Source organism: Micromonospora haikouensis (assembly GCF_900091595.1).
Classification (GTDB): Bacteria; Actinomycetota; Actinomycetes; order Mycobacteriales; family Micromonosporaceae; genus Micromonospora; species Micromonospora haikouensis.
In genome coordinates, this window is record NZ_FMCW01000004.1 from 248,244 (window position 1) to 265,807 (window position 17,564).

Genomic DNA, 17,564 nt, shown 5'->3' on the forward strand with positions numbered 1-17,564 from the left:
CCCGGCTCCTGGCCGGGCGGCGGGCCGTCAGCCGTACGGGGGGACGGCGCGCGGCGGTGGCGGCACGTGCCGGAGCTTGGCGACCCGGACCTCCCACCGGCTGCGGCGGCGCATCGCGTCCCGGTAGGAGCGGTTGCGGTAGAAGGTCTCCGGCGGGCGGGCCAGCCCGTAGACGTCGGCCCACCACTCCCCCGGCTCGGGGTCGAGAATGGTGTCCAGGTGCGACGGGTAGCGGCGCTCGGCCCCGTCGCGGGCGTCGTCGCGGTCGCGCATCGGCTGGAGCACCCGGCCGAACTCGTCCACCACGGCCAGCCGGAAGCCCGCCGCCGCGAGGAGCCGGCGCAGCACGGCGATGCTGGGGGTCAGCGCGCCGGCCTCGATCCGCCCGATCGTGGACGGGTGCACCCCTGCGTAGGCGGCCAGCTCGCGTTGGCTGGCGTCGGCCCGCCGCCGCACGGCCCGGATGATGCCGGCCGCCGGCCACGGGATGTCGAACGGCTCGGTCAGCATCGCCGGCGGCTCGTCGCCGGCTGTGGGCTCGCCGGCTGCCGGGTCGGCGTCCGTGGGCTCGCCGGCTGCCGGATCGGCGTCCGTGGCCTCGCCGGCTGTCGGGTCGCCGGACTCGGCGTCGTCGCCTCCGGGGGCGTCGTCCGGCTGCTGTGGCGCGGTGTGGGCTGCCATGGGTTCACGTTCCCCGGCCGCGCGGACCGGCCGCAACCCCGCCCCGCGCGGCTGTGGATAACCGGGCGTCTGGCGGTAACCCCGCCGTCCGCGGCGGCTGCGGATGTGGCCGGGTCTGTGGCTGGGCTGTGGCCGGGGACCGGCGCGAGGGCCGGGGCCGATCGCGGCGCGGGCAACCACTCCCCTCGGCCCCTTTGCTCTGCACCCACCGACGCAGCAGTCACCCTAGGTGAGCGTTGCGCCCGTGGGTGCAGAGCAAAGGGGGCAGAAAAGAGGGTTGGGGCCCGGCGCAGAGGGCACACAAAAGGGACAGCAGAGAGCGGAAGGGAAACGAAGGCGCGCAGCCCCAGATGCGCTCAGTAACGCTCGCGGAGCAGGCGGGCAGCCTCGACCGCCCAGTAGGTGAGGATGATCTGCGCCCCGGCGCGCCGGATCGAGGTCAGCGTCTCCAGCATGACCCGCTCCCGGTCGATCCAGCCGTTCGCGGCGGCCGCCTCGACCATCGCGTACTCGCCGGAGACCTGGTAGGCGGCGACCGGGACGTCGACCGCCGCGCGCACCGCCGCCACCACGTCGAGGTAGGGCAGGGCCGGCTTGACCATCACGATGTCGGCGCCCTCGGCGACGTCGAGCGCGACCTCGCGCAGGGACTCCCGCAGGTTCGCCGGGTCCTGCTGGTAGGTGCGCCGGTCCCCGTCGAGGCACGACTCCACCGCGTCCCGGAAGGGGCCGTAGAAGGCGGAGGCGTACTTCGCCGCGTACGCGAGCACCGCCACGTCGGTGTGACCGGCGGCGTCCAGGGCCCGGCGGACCACGCCCACCTGCCCGTCCATCATCCCGGACGGGCCGACCACCCCGACCCCGGCGGCGGCCTGGGCCACCGCCATCTCGGCGTACGCGGCGAGGGTGGCGTCGTTGTCCACGTCGCCGTCGGGGGTGAGCAGGCCGCAGTGCCCGTGCGAGGTGAACTCGTCCAGGCACAGGTCGCTCATCACCACGGTCGCGTCGCCCACCTCGGCGACCACGTCGGCGATGGCGACGTTGAGGATGCCGCCCGGGTCGATGCCGCCGGAGCCCCGCTCGTCCCGCGTCGCCGGCACCCCGAAGAGCATGATCCCGCCCACGCCGGCCTGCACCGCCTCGGCGGCGGCCTTGCGCAGCGAGTCCCGGGAGTGCTGGAGCACCCCCGGGAGCGACGCGATCTGCCGCGGCTCGGTCAGCCCCTCCTTGACGAACATCGGCACGACCAGCTCGGCCGGGTCGACGCGGGTCTCGGAGACCAGCCGCCGCACGGCCGCGTTGCGGCGCAGCCGGCGGGGCCGGATCTCGGGGTACGGCATGAGGGGCCTCCCTGAACGAGCTGGCTGTGCGGCCGGTGCGACTAGCGGAACCGCAGGGCGGTCGGCCCCTGCACCTTCGAGCCCCGGCGCTGCTTGGCCGGCATGGCGGCCAGCTTCTCGCGCAGCTCGACGGCGTAGGCGGCGAGCGCCTCCACAAGGTCGGGCACCGAGGCGTGCTGAGGCTGGACGTCGACCCGCAGGCCGAACTCCGTCGCGGTCTCCGCCGTCTTGGGCCCGATGACCGCGACAACGGTACGCGCGTGCGGCTTCCCGGCGATGCCGACCAGGTTCCGGACCGTGGAGGACGAGGTGAACAGCACCGCGTCGAACCCGCCCGACTTGATCGCGTCCCGGATCTCGGCGGGCGGCGGGGCGGCCCGGACCGTGCGGTACGCGGTCACGTCGTCGACCTCCCAGCCGCGCTCGGTGAGCCCGGCGGCGAGGGTCTCGGTGGCGATGTCGGCGCGCGGCAGCAGCACCCGGCCCACCGGGTCGAGGATCTCGTCGTGCGGCGAGAACTCGGCGAGCAGCCCCTCGGAGGACTGCTCCCCGGCGGGGACCAGCTCCGGCTGGATGCCGAACGCGCGCACCGCGTCGGCGGTGGCCTCGCCGATACAGGCGATCTTGACGCCGCCGAAGTGCCGGGCGTCCAGGCCGTGCTCGGCGAACTTCTCCCACACCGCGCGGACGGCGTTGACCGAGGTGAAGACCACCCAGGCGTACCGGCCGTCGACCAGGCCCTTGACCGCCCGCTCCATCTGGGCGGGGGTACGCGGCGGCTCGACCGCGATGGTCGGCACCTCGCACGGGATCGCCCCGTACGCGCGCAGCCGGGCGCTCATCACCCCGGCCTGCTCCTTGGTGCGCGGGACCAGCACCTTCCAGCCGTACAGCGGGCGGTTCTCCCACCAGCTCATCTTGTCGCGCTGGCCGACGCCCTCGCCGACGGTGAGCACGACCCGGCCGGTGAAGCCGAGCGCCGCCGCGACGAACGAGTCCACGGTCGACGTGGTCGTGTACTGGGTCTCCCCGGTGCCGTCGCCGGTCACCCCGACGCCGGTGGCGCCGTCGACCCCGGCGGCGAGCAGGCCGTCGCGGATCGCGGCCAGGTCACCGGCGTCCACGGCGAGCGCCAGCGAGCCCCGGCCGACGGCGGCGGCGAGCGCGTCGAAGTCCAGCGTCGTGACGTCCTCGACGTCGGCGGCGGTGCGTACGCCCGGCAGCGGCACGCCCGCGTAGGTGGCGACGCCCTCGGCCTGCCCGACGCCCGGCACCACCTCGAAGTGCGCGGCGGTCCGGGCGACCGCCTGCACCTCCTTGACCACGGAGTCGTGGCCGAACGGGTCCCCGGCGACCAGGTGCACGGCGTTCAGGCCGGACCTCGCGGCCGAGATCAGCACCTTCGCCACGTCACCCGGCACGCCCTCCGCCGGGGAGAACTGGGCATCGGACTTGGCCTGGGCGCGCACGGCGTCGAGCAGCGACTCGGGGACTCCCCGGTCGTATACCACCTGGTCGGCGTCGACCAGGGCGTCGTGCGCCCGGCGGGTCAGCAGGCCCGGGTCGCCGGGGCCGGCCCCGACGAACGCGATACGGCCGACGGGCTTACGGGTGCGGGTCATTCTGTGCTCCCAAATTGCTGGGTCCCCGGACCGGCGTTTCCTTCGTGGCCGAGGATCGAGTCGGCGCCGAGTTCGAGGAGTTCGGCGGCGAGTGCCTTGCCGATCTCCGCCGCGTCGGCGGGCGTTCCGGTGCGGGACAGCCGGAGGTCTCGCGTGCCGTCCGGGCTGATCACCGCCCCGCGCAGGTAGATCTCATCGCCGGCGTCGCCTTCGGCGAGTTCCGCATAGGCGGCGACGGGTGCGCTGCACCCGGCCTCCAGGGTGGCCAGCAGCGCCCGTTCCGCGAGGACCGCGGCCCGGGACGGTGCGTGGTCGAGCACCGCGAGCAGCTCGACCAGGTCGGTGTCGTCGGCCCGGCACTCCACGGCCAGCGCGCCCTGGGCGGGCGCGGGCAGCATGAGCATCGGGTCGAGCGTCTCGGTGATCACGTCGGTGCGGCCGATCCGGGCGAGCCCGGCCCGGGCCAGGACCACGGCGTCGAGGTCGGCGTCCGGGCCGAGGACCCGCGCCAGGCGGGTGTCGATGTTGCCGCGGATCGGGGTGACCTCCAGTTGCAGCCCGAGCGCGTGCAGCTGGGCGATGCGACGCAGCGCGCCCGTGCCGACCACGGCGCCGGGCGGCAGCTCGGCGAGGGTACGCCCGCCCTTGGCGACCAGCGCGTCGCGCGGATCCTGGCGGGGCGGCACCGCCGCGACGTGCAGCCCGGGGGCCGCCGCGGTGGGCAGGTCCTTGTAGGAGTGCACCGCGAGGTCGATGGTGCGGGCGGTCAGGGCGTCGCGCAGCGCGGAGACGAAGACGCCGACGCCGAGCCGGTGCACGGGGGCGGACGAGCGGTCGCCGGCGGTGACCACCTCGACGAGTTCGACCTCGCGGCCGGTCGCCTCGGTGAGCGCCGCGGCGACCTGGCCGGACTGGGCCATCGCCAGCGTGCTGCCCCGGGTGCCGAGGCGCAGGGGGGCGGTCATCTCTCGCCTCCGGGGTACGGGGTGGGGTCGGTGTCGACCACGTCGGGGACGGTGTCGACGGGGGACGTCTGCGGGACCTGGAGGTCGAACAGCTCGCGCAGCAGCGCCGCGTACTGGTCGCCGCCGGGCTCGGCGGCGAGCTGGCGGACCCGCACGGTGGGCTGGTGCAGCAGCCGCTGCACGACCCGGTGCACGGTGCGGGCCACGTCGGCGCGCTGGTCGTCGCTGAGGTCGGGGCGGCGTTGGGCCAGCCGGCGCAGCTCGGTGGCGACCACGTCCTCGGCCCGGCCGCGCAGGGCGGCCACGGTCGGGGCCACGTCGGCGCCGCGCAGCCAGGTGAGGAAGGACTCCACCTCGGCGGTGACGATCCGCTCGACGGCGGTGGCCTCGGCGGCGGCGGGACCGCCGGCCAGGACGGCCGCCATCCGGTCGATGTCGATCACCTCGACGCCGGGCAGCCCGGCCACGCCGGCCTCGACGTCGCGGGGGACGGCGAGGTCGAGCAGCACGAGCGGGCCCCGGTCGGGGTCGCGGTCGGCGAGCGCCCGGGTGACCACCTCGCGGGTGAGGACCGGTTCAGTGGCCGCGGTGGCGGCCACTACGATGTCCACTGTGGAGAGCACGTCGGTCAGCCCGGCCATCGGCGCGGCGCTGGCCCCGTACGACTCGGCCAGCCGCACGGCCCGGTCGGCCCCCCGGTTGGTCACGGTAAGCGGCCCCGCGCCGAGCCGGGAGAGCGTCGCCACGCCCAGCGCGCCCATCGCGCCGGCGCCCACCACGAGGGCCGGGCGGCCGGCGAGCGCGCCGTCGAGGTGGCCGGCGGCCAGGTCGAGCGCGGCGCTGACCACGCTCTGGCCGGCCCGGTCGATCCCGGTCTCGGCGTGCGCGCGCTTGCCCACCCGCAGCGCCTGCTGCATCAGCTCGTGCAGCAGCCGGCCGGCGGAGTCGGCGCCGCTGGCCCAGTGGTACGCGTCGCGGAGCTGGCCGAGGATCTGCGCCTCGCCGACGACCATCGAGTCCAGCCCGGCGGCGACCCGGAAGACGTGGTCGACGGCGGCGGCGTCGTAGTGCACGTAGAGGTGGTTGGCCAGGCTCGCGGGCAGGGTGCCGGCCTGCTCGGCGAGGACGGCGCAGATGTCGCCGAGGCCGCCGTGGAAACCGGACACGGCGGCGTAGACCTCCACCCGGTTGCAGGTGGAGACCAAAACGGCCTCGCTCACGTACGGCTGGGCGAGCAGGTGGTCCAGGGTGCGGGTGAGGTCGGCCGGGCCGACCGCCAGCTGTTCCAGGGTGGCGACGGGAGCGGTGCGGTAGGACGCGCCGACGACGAGCAGTTTCACGTGCCGATCGCCTCCTGGGGGTCGGTGGCGGCGAGCCCGCCGGGCAGGGCCGTGAGGGCGGTGCCACCGGTGGCGGGCAGCGCGGTCAGCGACGCCTTGCGGTGCTCGTGGAAGGACAGGATCTGCAGCTCGATGGCGAGGTCGACCTTGCGCACGTCGACCCCGTCCGGCACCGAGAGTACGCACGGCGCGAAGTTGAGGATGCTCGTCACGCCGACGGCGACGAGCTGGTCGGCGACCGCCTGGGCGGCCCGGGCCGGGGTGGCGATCACGCCGATCGCGATCGGCTCCTCGGCGGCGATGCGGGGCAGCTCGTCGACGTGCCGCACGACCAGGCCGTTGATCTCCTCGCCGACCCGCCCCTGGTCGGCGTCCAGCAGGGCGGCGATGCGGAAGCCGCGGCTGGCGAAGCCGTCGTAGCCGGCGAGGGCGTGACCGAGATTACCCACCCCGACCAGGGCGACGGCCCGGCGCTGGGTGAGCCCGAGCACGAACTCGATCTGCTCGACCAGCAGGGCGACGTCGTAGCCGACCCCGCGGGTGCCGTAGGAGCCGAGATGGGACAGGTCCTTGCGGAGCTTGGCGGAGTTGACCCCGGCGGCGCTGGCCAGGCCCTCGCTGGAGACGGTCTCGTGACCGGACTCGGCGAGGTTGTGCAGGGCGCGGAGGTATTCGGGCAGCCGCGCGACGGTCGCCTCGGGCAGGTCCGGGAGCGCCGGTACGGCACCTGCGCGGCCGGACGCGCCAGGGTGACGGTGCTGCTGACTCATGAGACTCCGTGCGGTGCGATCCTCGGCCGGCTTCAGCGGCCTGCCGTATCGGGACTCCCGCTGGCGACCGAGATTGCCGGCTGTGCTAGCAGGACGCGTCGGAACTACAGAGTAGGCGCTTGTGAAGACACGCACAAATCGCGATCTTGAAGACCAGCGACCCGCCTCCACCTGCCCCTCCACCCCCCAAGATCGATCCGGTGCCTCGCGTGGCCCGCGCCGATTATTGCTCATTCCCGACTTCCGTCACCAATCGCGCGAGCGCCGCGCCCGCCGCCGGCCCGTCCCGCCCAGCGGCGCGCCCGGCCGGCGGTAGGGCTGGCACCACCAGCAAGAGGACGGCCGACGGGATTCCGACGGCGGGGCCGACGTCCCTAGCCTCGAACCATGACCGCCGCCACCACGGCCGAACCGGCCGCCCTCCCGCCCAGCGTCCCCCGCCGACTCCTGCGCGACTCCGGGTACGTGCTGCTCGGCCTCCCCCTCGCCGTGGCCGGCTTCGCGGTCCTGGTGGCGGGGCTGGCGCTGGGCGTGGGACTGGTGGTGACCGTGATCGGCCTGCCCGTCCTCGCCGCCACCCTCTACGCCGCCCGGGGCTTCGCCGACGTGGAGCGGCTGCGGCTGACCGCCGTGCTCGGGCAGGACCGGGTGCGGCCCGAGTACCGCCGGGCCGAGGCGGGTGCCGGCGCCTGGCGGCGGATCCTCGTACCCATCGGGGACGTGCAGTCCTGGCTCGACCTGACCCACGGCATCTTCAACCTGGTCGTGGCCCTCGTCACCTTCGTGGTGACCGTCACCTGGTGGGCCGCCGCGCTCGTCGGCACGCTCTACTCGGTCTACGACTGGGCGCTGCCGCACCCGCCCGACGACCAGCCCCTCAGCGAGTTGCTCGGCCTGGGCGACTCGGCCGCCGCCCGGATCGCGATCAACACCGCCGCCGGGCTGTTCTTCCTGGTCACCCTGCCGCTCGTGGTCCGGGGGTGCGCGCGCCTGAAGGCCGGCTTCGCCCGCGCCCTGCTCACCGGGGTGGCCGAGATGCGCAGCCGGATCACCGTCCTGGAGGAGCGGCGGCGGGCGGCCGCCTCCGCCGAGGCCACCGCGCTGCGACGGCTGGAACGCGACATCCACGACGGCCCCCAGCAGCGCCTCGTCCGGCTCGCCATGGACCTCAGCCGGGCCCGGCACCAACTCGCCGACGATCCGGAGGCCGCCGGCCGGACCCTCGACGAGGCCGTAGCCCAGACCCGGGACACCCTCGCCGAGCTGCGCGCCCTGTCCCGGGGCATCGCCCCGCCGATCCTGGTCGACCGGGGTCTGCCCAGCGCCCTGGCCGCCCTCGCCGGACGCGGCCTGATCCCGATCGAACTGCGGCTCGACCCCCGGCTGGACGCCCCGGGCGGGCGACTCGACCCGGCCGTGGAGAGCACCGCCTACTTCGTGGTCGCCGAGGCGCTGACCAACGTGGCCAAGCACAGCGGGGCGACGGAGTGCCGGGTCGAGGTCACCCGCGCCGACGACCGGCTGGTGGTCGCCGTCGCCGACGACGGCCACGGCGGCGCGCACCTGGCCAAGGGGCACGGCCTGACGGGAATCTCCGACCGGGTGCGCGCGGCGGGCGGCCGGCTCGACGTGCTCAGCCCGGCCGGCGGGCCCACCGAGGTCCGCGCGGACCTCCCGCTGTGACGACGGCGACCCCGGCGGCCACCGGCGACGGCACCGCAGGCGCTCCCCGCGACACCCCCGACAGCACCGCAGGCGCTCCCGGCGACGCCGTCGAGGGCCACGGCGTGATAGACAGCAGCATCATGCGGGTGGTGATCGCCGACGACGCCGTGCTGCTCCGGGAGGGGCTGGTCCGGCTGCTGACCGAGCGCGGGCACGAGGTGGTGGCCGCCGTCGGTGACGGCGACGCCCTGGTCGGGGCGGTCGTCGCCCACCGGCCCGACGTGTCGATCGTCGACGTGCGGATGCCGCCGTCGCACAACGACGAGGGACTGCGCGCCGCGGTCGAGGCCCGCCGCCTCGTCCCCCGTACGCCGGTCCTGGTGCTGTCCCAGTACGTCGAGGTGTCGTACGCCGACGACCTGCTGGCCACCACCGGCGGGGGCGGCGGCGGGGTGGGCTACCTGCTCAAGGACCGGGTGGCCGACATCGACGACTTCCTGGACTCGCTGGCCCGGGTCGCCTCCGGCGGCACCGTGCTCGACCCGGAGGTGGTCGGCCAGCTGCTGGTCCGCCGGCGGCGCGACGACCCGCTGCGGGAGCTGACCCCGCGCGAGCGCGAGGTGCTGGCCCTGATGGCCGAGGGGCACTCCAACACCGCCATCGCCCGGGCCCTCGTGGTCACCGACGGCGCGGTGGAGAAGCACGTCCGCAACATCTTCACCAAGCTCGGCCTGCCCCCGGACACCGCCCAGCACCGGCGCGTCCTGGCCGTCCTCGCCTACCTGCGCGGCTGACCGCCGCACCGCCCTTCCGCCCAGCCGGCCTCGCGGTCAGTGCAGGGCGGCGGCCAGGGCGACGGCCTCGGTGAGCGTGTCGGCCACCGGGTGGCCGGAGGCCCGCAGCCGGGTCGCGTCGGTGAAGCCCCCCGTGTACAGCACCGCCCGGCCGCCCACCGACTCGGCGGCGTCGGCGTCATCGATCGAGTCCCCGATCAGCACCACCGCCCGGCCGTCCAATCCCAGCTCGGACAGGTGCTTGGCCAGCGACTCGGCCTTGCGGTCGCCGCCGACGGTGGCGCGCAGCCCGTCGACCCGGGCGAACCGCCCCGTCAGCCCGTAGGAGTGCACGGCGGGCACCAGCTCGTCGTGGAACCACATGGACAGCAGGGACTGGCTGCCCGGCCAGGTCGACATCGCCGCCGCCGCGTCGTCGGCGAGCGCGCAGGTGGTCAACCCGCTGCGGTACGCGTCGTGGAAGATCCGGTCCAGCTCGCCGAACGCCTCGTCGTCGACCGCCCGGCCGAGCACCCCGGCGTAGTAGTCGGCGATCGGGCGGCGGAACCGCACCCGGTGCTCGTCCGCGGTGACCGCCGGCCCGCCCACGCTGGCGAACGCCGCGTTGGTGGCCGCCACCACCAGGTCGAGGTCGTTGAGCAGGGTGCCGTTCCAGTCCCAGACGAGGTGGGGGCGCGCAGAGGTCATCCGAGCACGATAGGCGGCGGACGGCCACCGTGGGGACCGCCGGGTCGCGGTCGATGCGGCGGGCACGGTCGGAGCTGCGGGATCGCGGTCAGCGTGGCGGGGCGCGGTCGGAGCCGCGCCGCCGCGGTCAGAGCTGCGGGGTGGTCAGGTCCCGCAACAGCCGCTCCTCCTCCACCCGCCAGTACCCGTGCTCCTTGCCGTCGAGCAGCACCACCGGCAGCCGGTCGCCGTACTCGCGCTCCAGCTCGACGTCGGTGGTCACGTCCTTCTCGATCCACCGGTCGCCGGTGACCGCGACCACCCGGCCGAGCGCCGCCTTCGCGTCCTCGCAGAGGTGGCAGCCGGGGCGGGTGATCAGGGCGAGCCGGGCGTCACTGGACATCGGGAAACCTCCGTGCGGGTGTCGGCCGGGACCGCCCTGCGGCGGCCCGCGCCCGGACAGTCTCCCCCGACCCGTCGGTGCGACACACCCGGTACCGCCGACTCGGCCACGCACCGTACGCGGACGCGCCCCTGCGGACGCGCGGGAGCGCCGGCGCCACCCCCGTGCGGGCAGGCGTCGCAGCCGTCGTCCCGGCCCCTCGCCGAGCGGGCCGATCGGGCGCTGAGCTGGGGTTATCCCTAACCAGCCCGGCGCGCGAAAGTCAACCTCCCCCGACGGACAACCGGTCCGGCACCGGTGCGACGGGGAAGCAAATACTTCTGCTCTGTGTAACGGACTTGCCACGCGCGGGTGACGTTGGCCCTATTATCACTCGGGTCGACTCACCCCATTTGCCGTGAGTCGACACCCCTCAGCCCGAGGAGGCCCCCCGTGCCTGTGAGCGCATTGGACCCGTACCTCAAGGGGATCTGCCGCCCGTCGGCACGTCCCGGACGAGCCCTGACCGACGGCCCCGGCCGCGCCCGCGCCGGGGCGCCCCAGCGGTCCGCGGCGACCCCGATTGGGGAGGCACGGTGACCAGTTTCGGCTACGCGCAACGACCGGTCGGGCTGGCCGCGGCGGCCCGTGCCGTCCTCAACGAGCGGCTGGGCGTCGGCCGGAGCCCCGCGGACGACGGGTCCAGCCTCGCCGTACGCGGCGACGGGGCATCCAGACGGTTACGCAACCGGTCCCATCACAACGAGGCGCTGCCCCGCCCGGCGACGCCGGGGGGCAACGGCGGACGGGTCGCGTCACCCGCCCGGCCGACCATGCCGGCGCAGGGCCGGCGCAGTGGCGACACGCCGCCGGTGACCGATCCGTCGGCCGGCGAGACGGCGGTGCTGCCGGCGGTGCCGGCCGGTCCGCCCCCGCCGCCCCCCGGGCCCCCGGGCGGCGGCACGCCGACGGGCTTCCCGAGCCGCCCCGACCCGTCCGACCCGGCCACCGAGGTCTGGAAGCTGGTCGAACGCGCCCAGGCCGGCGAGGCCGAGGCGTTCGGGCTGATCTACGACCGGTACGTCGACACCGTCTTCCGGTTCGTCTACTTCCGGGTGGGCAACCGGCAGCTCGCCGAGGACCTCACGTCCGACACCTTCCTGCGGGCCCTCAAGCGCATCGGCAGCTTCACCTGGCAGGGCCGGGACCTCGGCGCATGGTTGGTCACCATCGCCCGGAACCTGGTCGCCGACCACTTCAAGTCCGGCCGGTACCGGCTGGAGGTCACCACCGGCGACGTGCTGGACGCCGACCGGGAGGACCGCGGCCCCGAGGGCAGCCCGGAGGCGGCGGTCGTCGAACACATCACCAACGTCGCCCTGCTCACCGCCGTCAAGCAGCTCAACCCGGAGCAGCAGGAGTGCATCGTGCTGCGGTTCCTCCAGGGCTTCTCGGTGGCGGAGACGGCGCGGGCGATGGGCAAGAACGAGGGCGCGATCAAGGCGTTGCAGTACCGCGCGGTCCGCGCGCTGGCCCGACTGCTGCCGGACGGCTTCCAGCCCTGACCGCCGCCACCGGCTGCGTCCTTCCGCCTCGCCCCGCCCGTTCCACCCCGCGTGCCTCCCCGCCCGGCGGTTCGTCCTCCCCCGCGCGAGGCCGACCGCCCGGCCGGCGGCGTCCGCGAGGGGTCCGGCCCCGACGGCGGTTCACGCCCGTACGCCAGCCGGGGCGTGCGGCGCGGACGGGAGCGCCGACCGCGGCGACGTGACGGCCATAACTCTTCGTGATTTCGCTCCCGTCGGCCCCGTAACCCGTGCCCGGGGCGGAGCGTTTCTCCCGGTGCGACCGGTGGTTCTCCGGCATTCCCGGGCCCGACGGTCCGGACAGCGCAGCCGCCACAAGCTTCGTCCTGGGTGCACGCTGCCGCCGGTCGCTGGTGCCGACAGCGGCCGACCGACCGGCCGCCACCAGCGAGAGGAGGTGCCTGCGGTGACCAGCAACCTCTTCTCCCGCCGGCGCGCCGAGCGCTTCGCGCAGCTTCTCGACGAAGCCAACGGCGGCCGACGTCACCACGTCCGGTCCCGGGCCGACGATCATCTCGCCGCGCTCGTCGCGGTCGGCCGGCAGCTCAACGCCGACCCTCCGCCCGTCGCGGTGGACCCCGACTTCCACACCGGCCTGCGGGCGATGCTCGTCGCCGCCGCCGAGCGGGAGGGCGTCGGGGCCGGTGCCAGCGCCCCGGAGGCCGCGCCGGCCGCCCGACGGGGCGGACTCGGTCAGCGCGGCACCGTCGGCGCCGGCCCACGCGGCCCGTTCCTGCCGGCCGTGACCGCCCGCCGGGCCCGGGCCCGGGGTGCCATTCTCATCGGCGTGACCGCCGGCGCGATCGCCGTCTCCGGCATCTCCGCCGCCAGTGAGAACGCCGTGCCCGGCGACGCCCTCTACGGGATGAAGCGCTCGACCGAGCGCGCCCAGCTCGCCCTGGCCAGCTCGGATCTCAGCCGCGGCCAGCTCTTCCTCGACTTCGCCCGCACCCGGCTCGGCGAGGCCGCCGCGCTGCGCGGGGACCGGCTCGGGTTCGACGCCGTCCTCGACGACATGGACTCGGACACCCGTCAGGGCGTACGCCTGCTCACCACCACGGCTGCGCAGCGCTCCGACCCGGCGGGTCTGGACTCGGTGAACGCCTTCGTCACGGGGCAGCGCCGCGCGGTCGGTGACCTGCTCGACGGGGCCAGCCGCGCGGAGCGGGACCGGGTCCGCGAGTCGATCGCCCTGCTCGACGCGATCCGCAAGCGCTCCGACGGGCTGCGCGCCGCCATCGAGTGCGAGTTGCCCGCGCCCGCCGGCAGCGACGCGCTCGGCCCGACGCCGACGGCCTGCCCCGGCGACCGCTGAGCGCCCGATCTCCCGCTTCGCGGCTTTCCTGCTTCCTACTTCCTGCTCCCGCTGCGTTCCCAGCGTCGCCTGCTGTTAGGAAGGGGCCCCTCTACACCGTTATGCGTTAACAAGGTGCCCTTCCTTACCGAGCAGCGCGCGCCACAGTTCTCGCCGTGGCAGGTGGGGCGACCAGGACGCCCGGCTACGCTCGCGGGGAGGCACTCGTCGGGGTCGTCGAGCGAGGGAGGTCGGGTGGCCCGCAACGGCAGGATGACGGTCAGCACCGACCGGCGCGGTCACACCGCCGGCTGGGCCGAGACCGACGCCGCGCCCGCCACCCCGGTTGCCCCCGATCCGACCGCCGCGGCCTTCTTCGACGTGGACAACACGATGATGCAGGGCGCCTCGATCTACTGGTTCGCCCGCGGGCTCGCCGCCCGCAACTACTTCACCACCGGGGACCTGGCCCGGTTCGCCTGGCAACAGTTGCGCTTCCGGGTGCTCGCCACCGAGCACGCCGGGGACATGTCGCAGGCCAAGGAGGCGGCGCTCGCGTTCATCGAGGGCTGGCGGGTCGACGACGTGGAGCGGCTGGCCGAGGAGATCTTCGACGAGCTGATGGCCCCCCGGATCTGGGCCGGCACCCGCCGGCTGGCGCAGCGCCACCTGGACGCCGGGGAGCGGGTCTGGCTGGTCAGCGCCGCGCCGGTCGAGATCGGCCGGGTGATCGCGTCCCGGCTGGGGCTGACCGGGGCGATCGGCACGGTCGCCGAGGTGGTCGACGGGGCGTACACGGGGCGGTTGGTGGGCGACCTGATGCACGGGCCGGCCAAGGCAGAGGCGGTTACCCAGCTCGCCGCCGTCGAGGGGCTGGACCTGGCGCGCTGCTCCGCCTACAGCGACTCCGCCAACGACCTGCCGATGCTGTCGGCCGTGGGCCGGGCGGTGGCCGTCAACCCGGACGGCGCCCTGCTGCGGCAGGCCCGGCGGCGGGGCTGGGAGGTACGCGACTTCCGCACCGGCCGGCGGGCCGTGAAGATCGCGGTGCCGTCGACGGCGGCGGCCGGGCTGCTCGCGGGCGCGGTCGGCGCCGGAATGGCGCTGCAGAAGCGCCGCCGCCTCCGCTGACGACCCGCCGCCCCGCGTTCGCTGACGCCCCGCCGGCCCGCGCCCGGTGGGGCGCGACGGATGCCGGCGGGTCAGGGGCCGAACGGGTCCGGGCGGCGTTCCAGCAGGCTGTAGAGGGTCTGCTGGATGGTCTCCCGCACCTGGTCGGCGAGGTTGAACACGACCAGCGGGTCATCGGCCGAGTCGGTCAGGTGCGCGGTCGGGATCGGCGGGCAGAACTCGATGAGCCACTTGCTGGGCAGCGGCACCATCCCGAGCGGGCCCAACCACGGGAACGTCGGCGTGACCGGGAAGTATGGCAGCTTGAGCAGCCGGGCGAGGGGCTTGATGTCGGCGAGCATCGGATAGATCTCCTCGCCGCCTACGATCGCCACCGGCACGATCGGGGTGCCGGTGCGCAGCGCCGCCGAGACGAACCCGCCCCGGCCGAAGCGTTGCAGCTTGTAGCGGTCGGAGTAGAGCTTCCCGACGCCCTTGAACCCCTCGGGGAAGACGCCGACGACCTCGCCGGAGCGGAGCAGCCGCTCGGCGTCGGGGTTGCAGGCGACCGTGCCGCCGGTCTTGCGGGCGATCTCGGACACCACCGGCATCCGGAACACCAGATCCGCGCCGAGCAGCCGCAGGTAGCGGTGGGCCGGGTGCTGGTCGTGCAGGGCGGCGGAGAGGATCAGCGCGTCCAGCGCCACCGTGCCGGAGTGGTTGCCGACCACCAGGCCGGCACCGTCGGCCGGCACGTGCTCCAGCCCGGTCACCTCCGTGCGGAACCAGTCCCGGTAGAGCAGCCGCAGCATCGGGTGGAAGACGGACTCGGTCAGCTCCGGGTCGAACCCGAACTCGTCCACCTGGTAGTCGCCGGAGAGCCGCCGACGCAGGAACGCCAGCCCCGACGCGACCCGCCGGTCCCACACGTCGCCGGGCTGGTCCGGCACCGCCGCGTCCCGTGGGGCGCGGGCCGCCGACCCCGGCCGCTCGCGCTCCGCCGCCTCGGGCAGCTCCCGCTCCGCCGGCTGGTCCCGCCGGGTCGGCTGCGGGTCCGCCGGGCCACTGGCGGGGTCAGCGGCGGGCCCCGGGGCAGGGTGATGGCCGTTGCGCCGCGCCGGCTCCGCGCCCGGACCGGCCACCACCAGCGGTACGTCGTACCGGCCGTTGGCCCCGGCGCGCCCGCGCTCCTCGTCCGGCGGGGTCACGACCGCTCCCGCGCAACCGCGCGCACCTGGCGGATGCCGTCGAGGACGGCCCGCTCGGCGGCGGCCAACTGTTCCCGGGTGACCACCACGCCGCCCTGGTGGGCGCGGATGAAGTCGTCGAACGCGGCGGCGGTCGAGCGGGGCGCGAAGCCGTACTCGCGTTCGAGGGCGGAGGTGTCCACGACCCGACCGTGCACGAAAAGGTCGACCTGGTCCAGGCCGTACCGGCCGAAGCCGAGGCTGCGGGCCAGCGCGACCGCCCCGGACAGGCCCGGCTCGAACACCGGCACCCCGACCCGCCCGGCCCGCCTGATCGCCTGGGACAGAGACAGCACACCCGGCCCGGCGACGTTGAACGTGCCCGGGTGCTCCTCGGCGACCGACCGGTGCAGCACCTCCAGCACGTCGTCGAAGTGCACGAACTGCAACCGGGGGTCGCGCCCGAAGACGGTGGGGACGAACGGCTGGGAGAAATACCTGGTGAGCGTGGTGTCGGCGGTGGAGCCGATGAACGGGGCGAAGCGCAGCACCGTGGCGGTGACGTCGGGCCGGCGGCGGCGGAAGCCGCGAACGTACCCCTCGATGTCGAGGATGTCGCGGCCGAAACCGCCGCGCGGCACCTCGCGCGGCTCGGTCTCCTCGGTGAAGACGGCCGGGTCCCGGAACGACGCCCCGTACGCGGCGGTCGACGAGCGGACGACGAGCTTGCGCAGCCGGGGCGCCCGCTGGCAGGCGGCGAGCAGCTGCATGGTGCCGATGACGTTCTGTTCCTTCATCGCCGACCGGCCGCCCTGCTGCGGATCGGGGGCGGTGACGAGGGCGAGGTGCACCACGGCGTCGACGTCGAGGTCGGCGAGGAGGCCGCCGAGCGAGCCGAGGTCGAGCCGGATGCGCTCGACCCGGTCGAGCAGGCCGGCCACCTCGGGGTTGGGGGCGCTCGGGTCGACGCCGATCACCCGCTCGATGCGGGAGTCGGCGGCGAGCCGGGCGGCGACGTGCGCACCGAGGTATCGGTTGACCCCGGTGACGACGACCACCCCCGGGGCACCTGGGGTGCCACCGGGGGTCACGTCGTGCACCTACCCCGGCAGATGGGATCGAGCCGGGGCAACCGCGGCCTGATCACCTGAGCCTCCGAGGGTCGACTGTTGGCAAGCGACACGGGGTGCCGGGCCACGGTGGGCCCGGCCCCGGTCACTTGCCGAGACGGCGACGCTGGACGCGGGTCTTGCGCAGCAGCTTGCGGTGCTTCTTCTTAGCCATGCGCTTGCGGCGCTTCTTGACCACCGAGCCCATACGACGACAGCCTTTCGATGCAACGTGCGGGGCGGACCGGATGACACCACGCGGTGGCGTCGAGGGCCGCTTGCGGACAACGGACCGGACCAGCTGGCGTGCGGCGGGCGCACCGGTGTGCGGTCACGGTCCGGTCCAGGGTAGCGGGAGAGGCTCAGCAGGACCAACGCGCCCCCGTCGATGCCCGTTACGTCGCACTCAGTGCCCTTTGCGGGGTGCCGCTCCGTGGCCCTTGCGGGTTGCCGCTCCGCGCTCTTTGCGGGGTGCCCGCCTCGTGGCCCTTGCGGGGTGCCCGCCTCGTGGCATCGGCGGGTGGCGGAACAGCGGCAGGCGGATCAGGCGGTCTCCTGGAACGCACCCCGGAGATACTCGTGCACCGCGTGCTCGGGCACCCGGAACGACCGGCCGACCCGCACGGCGGTCAGCTCACCGCTGTGCACCAGCCGGTAGACCGTCATCTTCGACACCCGCATCACCGTCGCCACCTCGGCGACGGTGAGGAACCTGACCTCCGACAGCCTGCCGTCGGACTGCGAACCGGTCATGGCCCACCGCCCCATCCCATGCCCCGGCGCGTGCCGCCGGACGGGATCCTCCCGCCAGGACGGGCTACGCGCGTGTTACCAGTACGGTAGCGGGACGGCTGTGACCGGCGCGATCCCTTCGCGCATGTTGATCACGCCGGAGACGGGTTTCCCCCGACCGTGGCCTGCCGTTCTCGCCCCGCCCGGGACCGGTCGGGGCCGCCTGGGGCCGGCGTCCGGTTGGCACGCCATGTCGGTGACATTGCGGTATCCGGGCACCCCTGACCCCGCCATGTCGCCGACATGGAGTCGATCAAGGCACCC

At 74.8% G+C, this 17,564-nt stretch carries 17 protein-coding genes; 5 read left to right on the forward strand and 12 right to left on the reverse strand.

Annotated features, from left to right (window positions below; translation table 11 throughout):
• Positions 1–27: 27 nt before the first annotated feature.
• The 6 genes from GA0070558_RS06060 to GA0070558_RS06085 all read right to left on the reverse strand — a co-directional run bounded on the left by GA0070558_RS06060 (position 28) and on the right by GA0070558_RS06085 (position 6,718).
• Positions 28–681, reverse strand: a complete 654-nt coding sequence (locus tag GA0070558_RS06060) for a helix-turn-helix domain-containing protein (RefSeq protein WP_091276649.1) — start codon at positions 679–681, stop codon at positions 28–30.
• Between the two features lie 356 nt (positions 682–1,037).
• Positions 1,038–2,021 (reverse strand): porphobilinogen synthase, encoded by a 984-nt coding sequence (gene hemB / locus GA0070558_RS06065; RefSeq protein ID WP_091276652.1) that lies wholly within the window; start codon positions 2,019–2,021, stop codon positions 1,038–1,040.
• Positions 2,022–2,062: 41 nt separating this feature from the next.
• Positions 2,063–3,643 carry a bifunctional uroporphyrinogen-III C-methyltransferase/uroporphyrinogen-III synthase gene (locus GA0070558_RS06070; RefSeq protein WP_077938213.1) on the reverse strand — a complete coding sequence of 527 codons (1,581 nt, stop codon included), beginning with the start codon at positions 3,641–3,643 and terminating at the stop codon, positions 2,063–2,065.
• On the reverse strand, positions 3,640–4,608 hold the full coding sequence (gene hemC, locus GA0070558_RS06075) for a hydroxymethylbilane synthase (protein WP_091276655.1): 969 nt from the start codon (positions 4,606–4,608) through the stop codon (positions 3,640–3,642). Before hemC ends, GA0070558_RS06070 begins: the two co-directional genes overlap by 4 nt.
• Entirely contained in the window at positions 4,605–5,948 is a 1,344-nt protein-coding gene (locus GA0070558_RS06080; protein ID WP_091276658.1) for a glutamyl-tRNA reductase, read from the reverse strand. Before GA0070558_RS06080 ends, hemC begins: the two co-directional genes overlap by 4 nt.
• Positions 5,945–6,718: a redox-sensing transcriptional repressor Rex gene (locus GA0070558_RS06085; protein ID WP_077938210.1), complete on the reverse strand. Its 774-nt coding sequence runs from the start codon at positions 6,716–6,718 to the stop codon at positions 5,945–5,947. The genes GA0070558_RS06080 and GA0070558_RS06085 overlap by 4 nt, the downstream gene beginning before the upstream one ends.
• A gap of 387 nt (positions 6,719–7,105) precedes the next feature.
• On the opposite strand from GA0070558_RS06085, the gene GA0070558_RS06090 reads away from it, so the two are divergent.
• Together GA0070558_RS06090 and GA0070558_RS06095 are read left to right on the forward strand one after the other, a co-directional pair.
• Positions 7,106–8,401, forward strand: a complete 1,296-nt coding sequence (locus GA0070558_RS06090) for a sensor histidine kinase (RefSeq protein WP_091276661.1) — start codon at positions 7,106–7,108, stop codon at positions 8,399–8,401.
• 122 nt (positions 8,402–8,523) lie between these two features.
• Positions 8,524–9,177 carry a LuxR C-terminal-related transcriptional regulator gene (locus GA0070558_RS06095; RefSeq protein ID WP_091276768.1) on the forward strand — a complete coding sequence of 218 codons (654 nt, stop codon included), beginning with the start codon at positions 8,524–8,526 and terminating at the stop codon, positions 9,175–9,177.
• Between the two features lie 36 nt (positions 9,178–9,213).
• Here GA0070558_RS06095 and GA0070558_RS06100 read toward each other — a convergent pair whose 3' ends face one another.
• Both GA0070558_RS06100 and GA0070558_RS06105 read right to left on the reverse strand, forming a co-directional pair.
• Complete coding sequence (locus GA0070558_RS06100) at positions 9,214–9,864, reverse strand: HAD family hydrolase (protein ID WP_077938207.1); 651 nt, start codon at positions 9,862–9,864, stop codon at positions 9,214–9,216.
• Positions 9,865–9,991: 127 nt separating this feature from the next.
• A complete protein-coding gene (locus GA0070558_RS06105) occupies positions 9,992–10,246 on the reverse strand; it encodes a glutaredoxin family protein (protein ID WP_091276664.1) in 255 nt (84 codons plus the stop codon).
• 575 nt (positions 10,247–10,821) lie between these two features.
• On the opposite strand from GA0070558_RS06105, the gene GA0070558_RS06110 reads away from it, so the two are divergent.
• The 3 genes from GA0070558_RS06110 (at position 10,822) to GA0070558_RS06120 (ending at position 14,233) form a co-directional block, all read left to right on the forward strand.
• On the forward strand, positions 10,822–11,790 hold the full coding sequence (locus GA0070558_RS06110; RefSeq protein WP_091276667.1) for an ECF subfamily RNA polymerase sigma factor, BldN family: 969 nt from the start codon (positions 10,822–10,824) through the stop codon (positions 11,788–11,790).
• Positions 11,791–12,214: 424 nt separating this feature from the next.
• A complete protein-coding gene (locus GA0070558_RS06115) occupies positions 12,215–13,123 on the forward strand; it encodes a DUF5667 domain-containing protein (protein WP_091276671.1) in 909 nt (302 codons plus the stop codon).
• Positions 13,124–13,375: 252 nt separating this feature from the next.
• Entirely contained in the window at positions 13,376–14,233 is an 858-nt protein-coding gene (locus GA0070558_RS06120; RefSeq protein WP_228986929.1) for an HAD family hydrolase, read from the forward strand.
• Between the two features lie 71 nt (positions 14,234–14,304).
• Here GA0070558_RS06120 and GA0070558_RS06125 read toward each other — a convergent pair whose 3' ends face one another.
• The 4 genes from GA0070558_RS06125 to GA0070558_RS06140 all read right to left on the reverse strand — a co-directional run bounded on the left by GA0070558_RS06125 (position 14,305) and on the right by GA0070558_RS06140 (position 17,261).
• Positions 14,305–15,162, reverse strand: coding sequence for a lysophospholipid acyltransferase family protein (locus tag GA0070558_RS06125; protein WP_043966476.1), 858 nt, complete (start codon positions 15,160–15,162; stop codon positions 14,305–14,307).
• Between the two features lie 254 nt (positions 15,163–15,416).
• Positions 15,417–16,490 carry an NAD-dependent epimerase/dehydratase family protein gene (locus GA0070558_RS06130; RefSeq protein ID WP_091276770.1) on the reverse strand — a complete coding sequence of 358 codons (1,074 nt, stop codon included), beginning with the start codon at positions 16,488–16,490 and terminating at the stop codon, positions 15,417–15,419.
• A gap of 124 nt (positions 16,491–16,614) precedes the next feature.
• Positions 16,615–16,716 carry a 30S ribosomal protein bS22 gene (locus GA0070558_RS06135; RefSeq protein ID WP_007465623.1) on the reverse strand — a complete coding sequence of 34 codons (102 nt, stop codon included), beginning with the start codon at positions 16,714–16,716 and terminating at the stop codon, positions 16,615–16,617.
• Between the two features lie 335 nt (positions 16,717–17,051).
• The gene (locus tag GA0070558_RS06140; RefSeq protein ID WP_007073166.1) at positions 17,052–17,261 is read right to left on the reverse strand and encodes a helix-turn-helix domain-containing protein; all 210 of its coding nucleotides are present in this window, start codon (positions 17,259–17,261) and stop codon (positions 17,052–17,054) included.
• Between the last annotated feature and the right edge of the window lie 303 nt (positions 17,262–17,564).

Coding starts and splice junctions, on each gene's coding strand:
- GA0070558_RS06085 (WP_077938210.1), bottom strand. CDS start 6,718: ATGAGTCAGCAGCACCGTCACCCTGGCGCGTCCGGCCGCGCAGGTGCC.
- GA0070558_RS06135 (WP_007465623.1), bottom strand. CDS start 16,716: ATGGGCTCGGTGGTCAAGAAGCGCCGCAAGCGCATGGCTAAGAAGAAG.
- GA0070558_RS06095 (WP_091276768.1), top strand. CDS start 8,524: ATGCGGGTGGTGATCGCCGACGACGCCGTGCTGCTCCGGGAGGGGCTG.
- hemC (WP_091276655.1), bottom strand. CDS start 4,608: ATGACCGCCCCCCTGCGCCTCGGCACCCGGGGCAGCACGCTGGCGATG.
- GA0070558_RS06090 (WP_091276661.1), top strand. CDS start 7,106: ATGACCGCCGCCACCACGGCCGAACCGGCCGCCCTCCCGCCCAGCGTC.
- GA0070558_RS06120 (WP_228986929.1), top strand. CDS start 13,376: ATGACGGTCAGCACCGACCGGCGCGGTCACACCGCCGGCTGGGCCGAG.
- hemB (WP_091276652.1), bottom strand. CDS start 2,021: ATGCCGTACCCCGAGATCCGGCCCCGCCGGCTGCGCCGCAACGCGGCC.
- GA0070558_RS06140 (WP_007073166.1), bottom strand. CDS start 17,261: ATGACCGGTTCGCAGTCCGACGGCAGGCTGTCGGAGGTCAGGTTCCTC.
- GA0070558_RS06070 (WP_077938213.1), bottom strand. CDS start 3,643: ATGACCCGCACCCGTAAGCCCGTCGGCCGTATCGCGTTCGTCGGGGCC.
- GA0070558_RS06100 (WP_077938207.1), bottom strand. CDS start 9,864: ATGACCTCTGCGCGCCCCCACCTCGTCTGGGACTGGAACGGCACCCTG.
- GA0070558_RS06060 (WP_091276649.1), bottom strand. CDS start 681: ATGGCAGCCCACACCGCGCCACAGCAGCCGGACGACGCCCCCGGAGGC.
- GA0070558_RS06105 (WP_091276664.1), bottom strand. CDS start 10,246: ATGTCCAGTGACGCCCGGCTCGCCCTGATCACCCGCCCCGGCTGCCAC.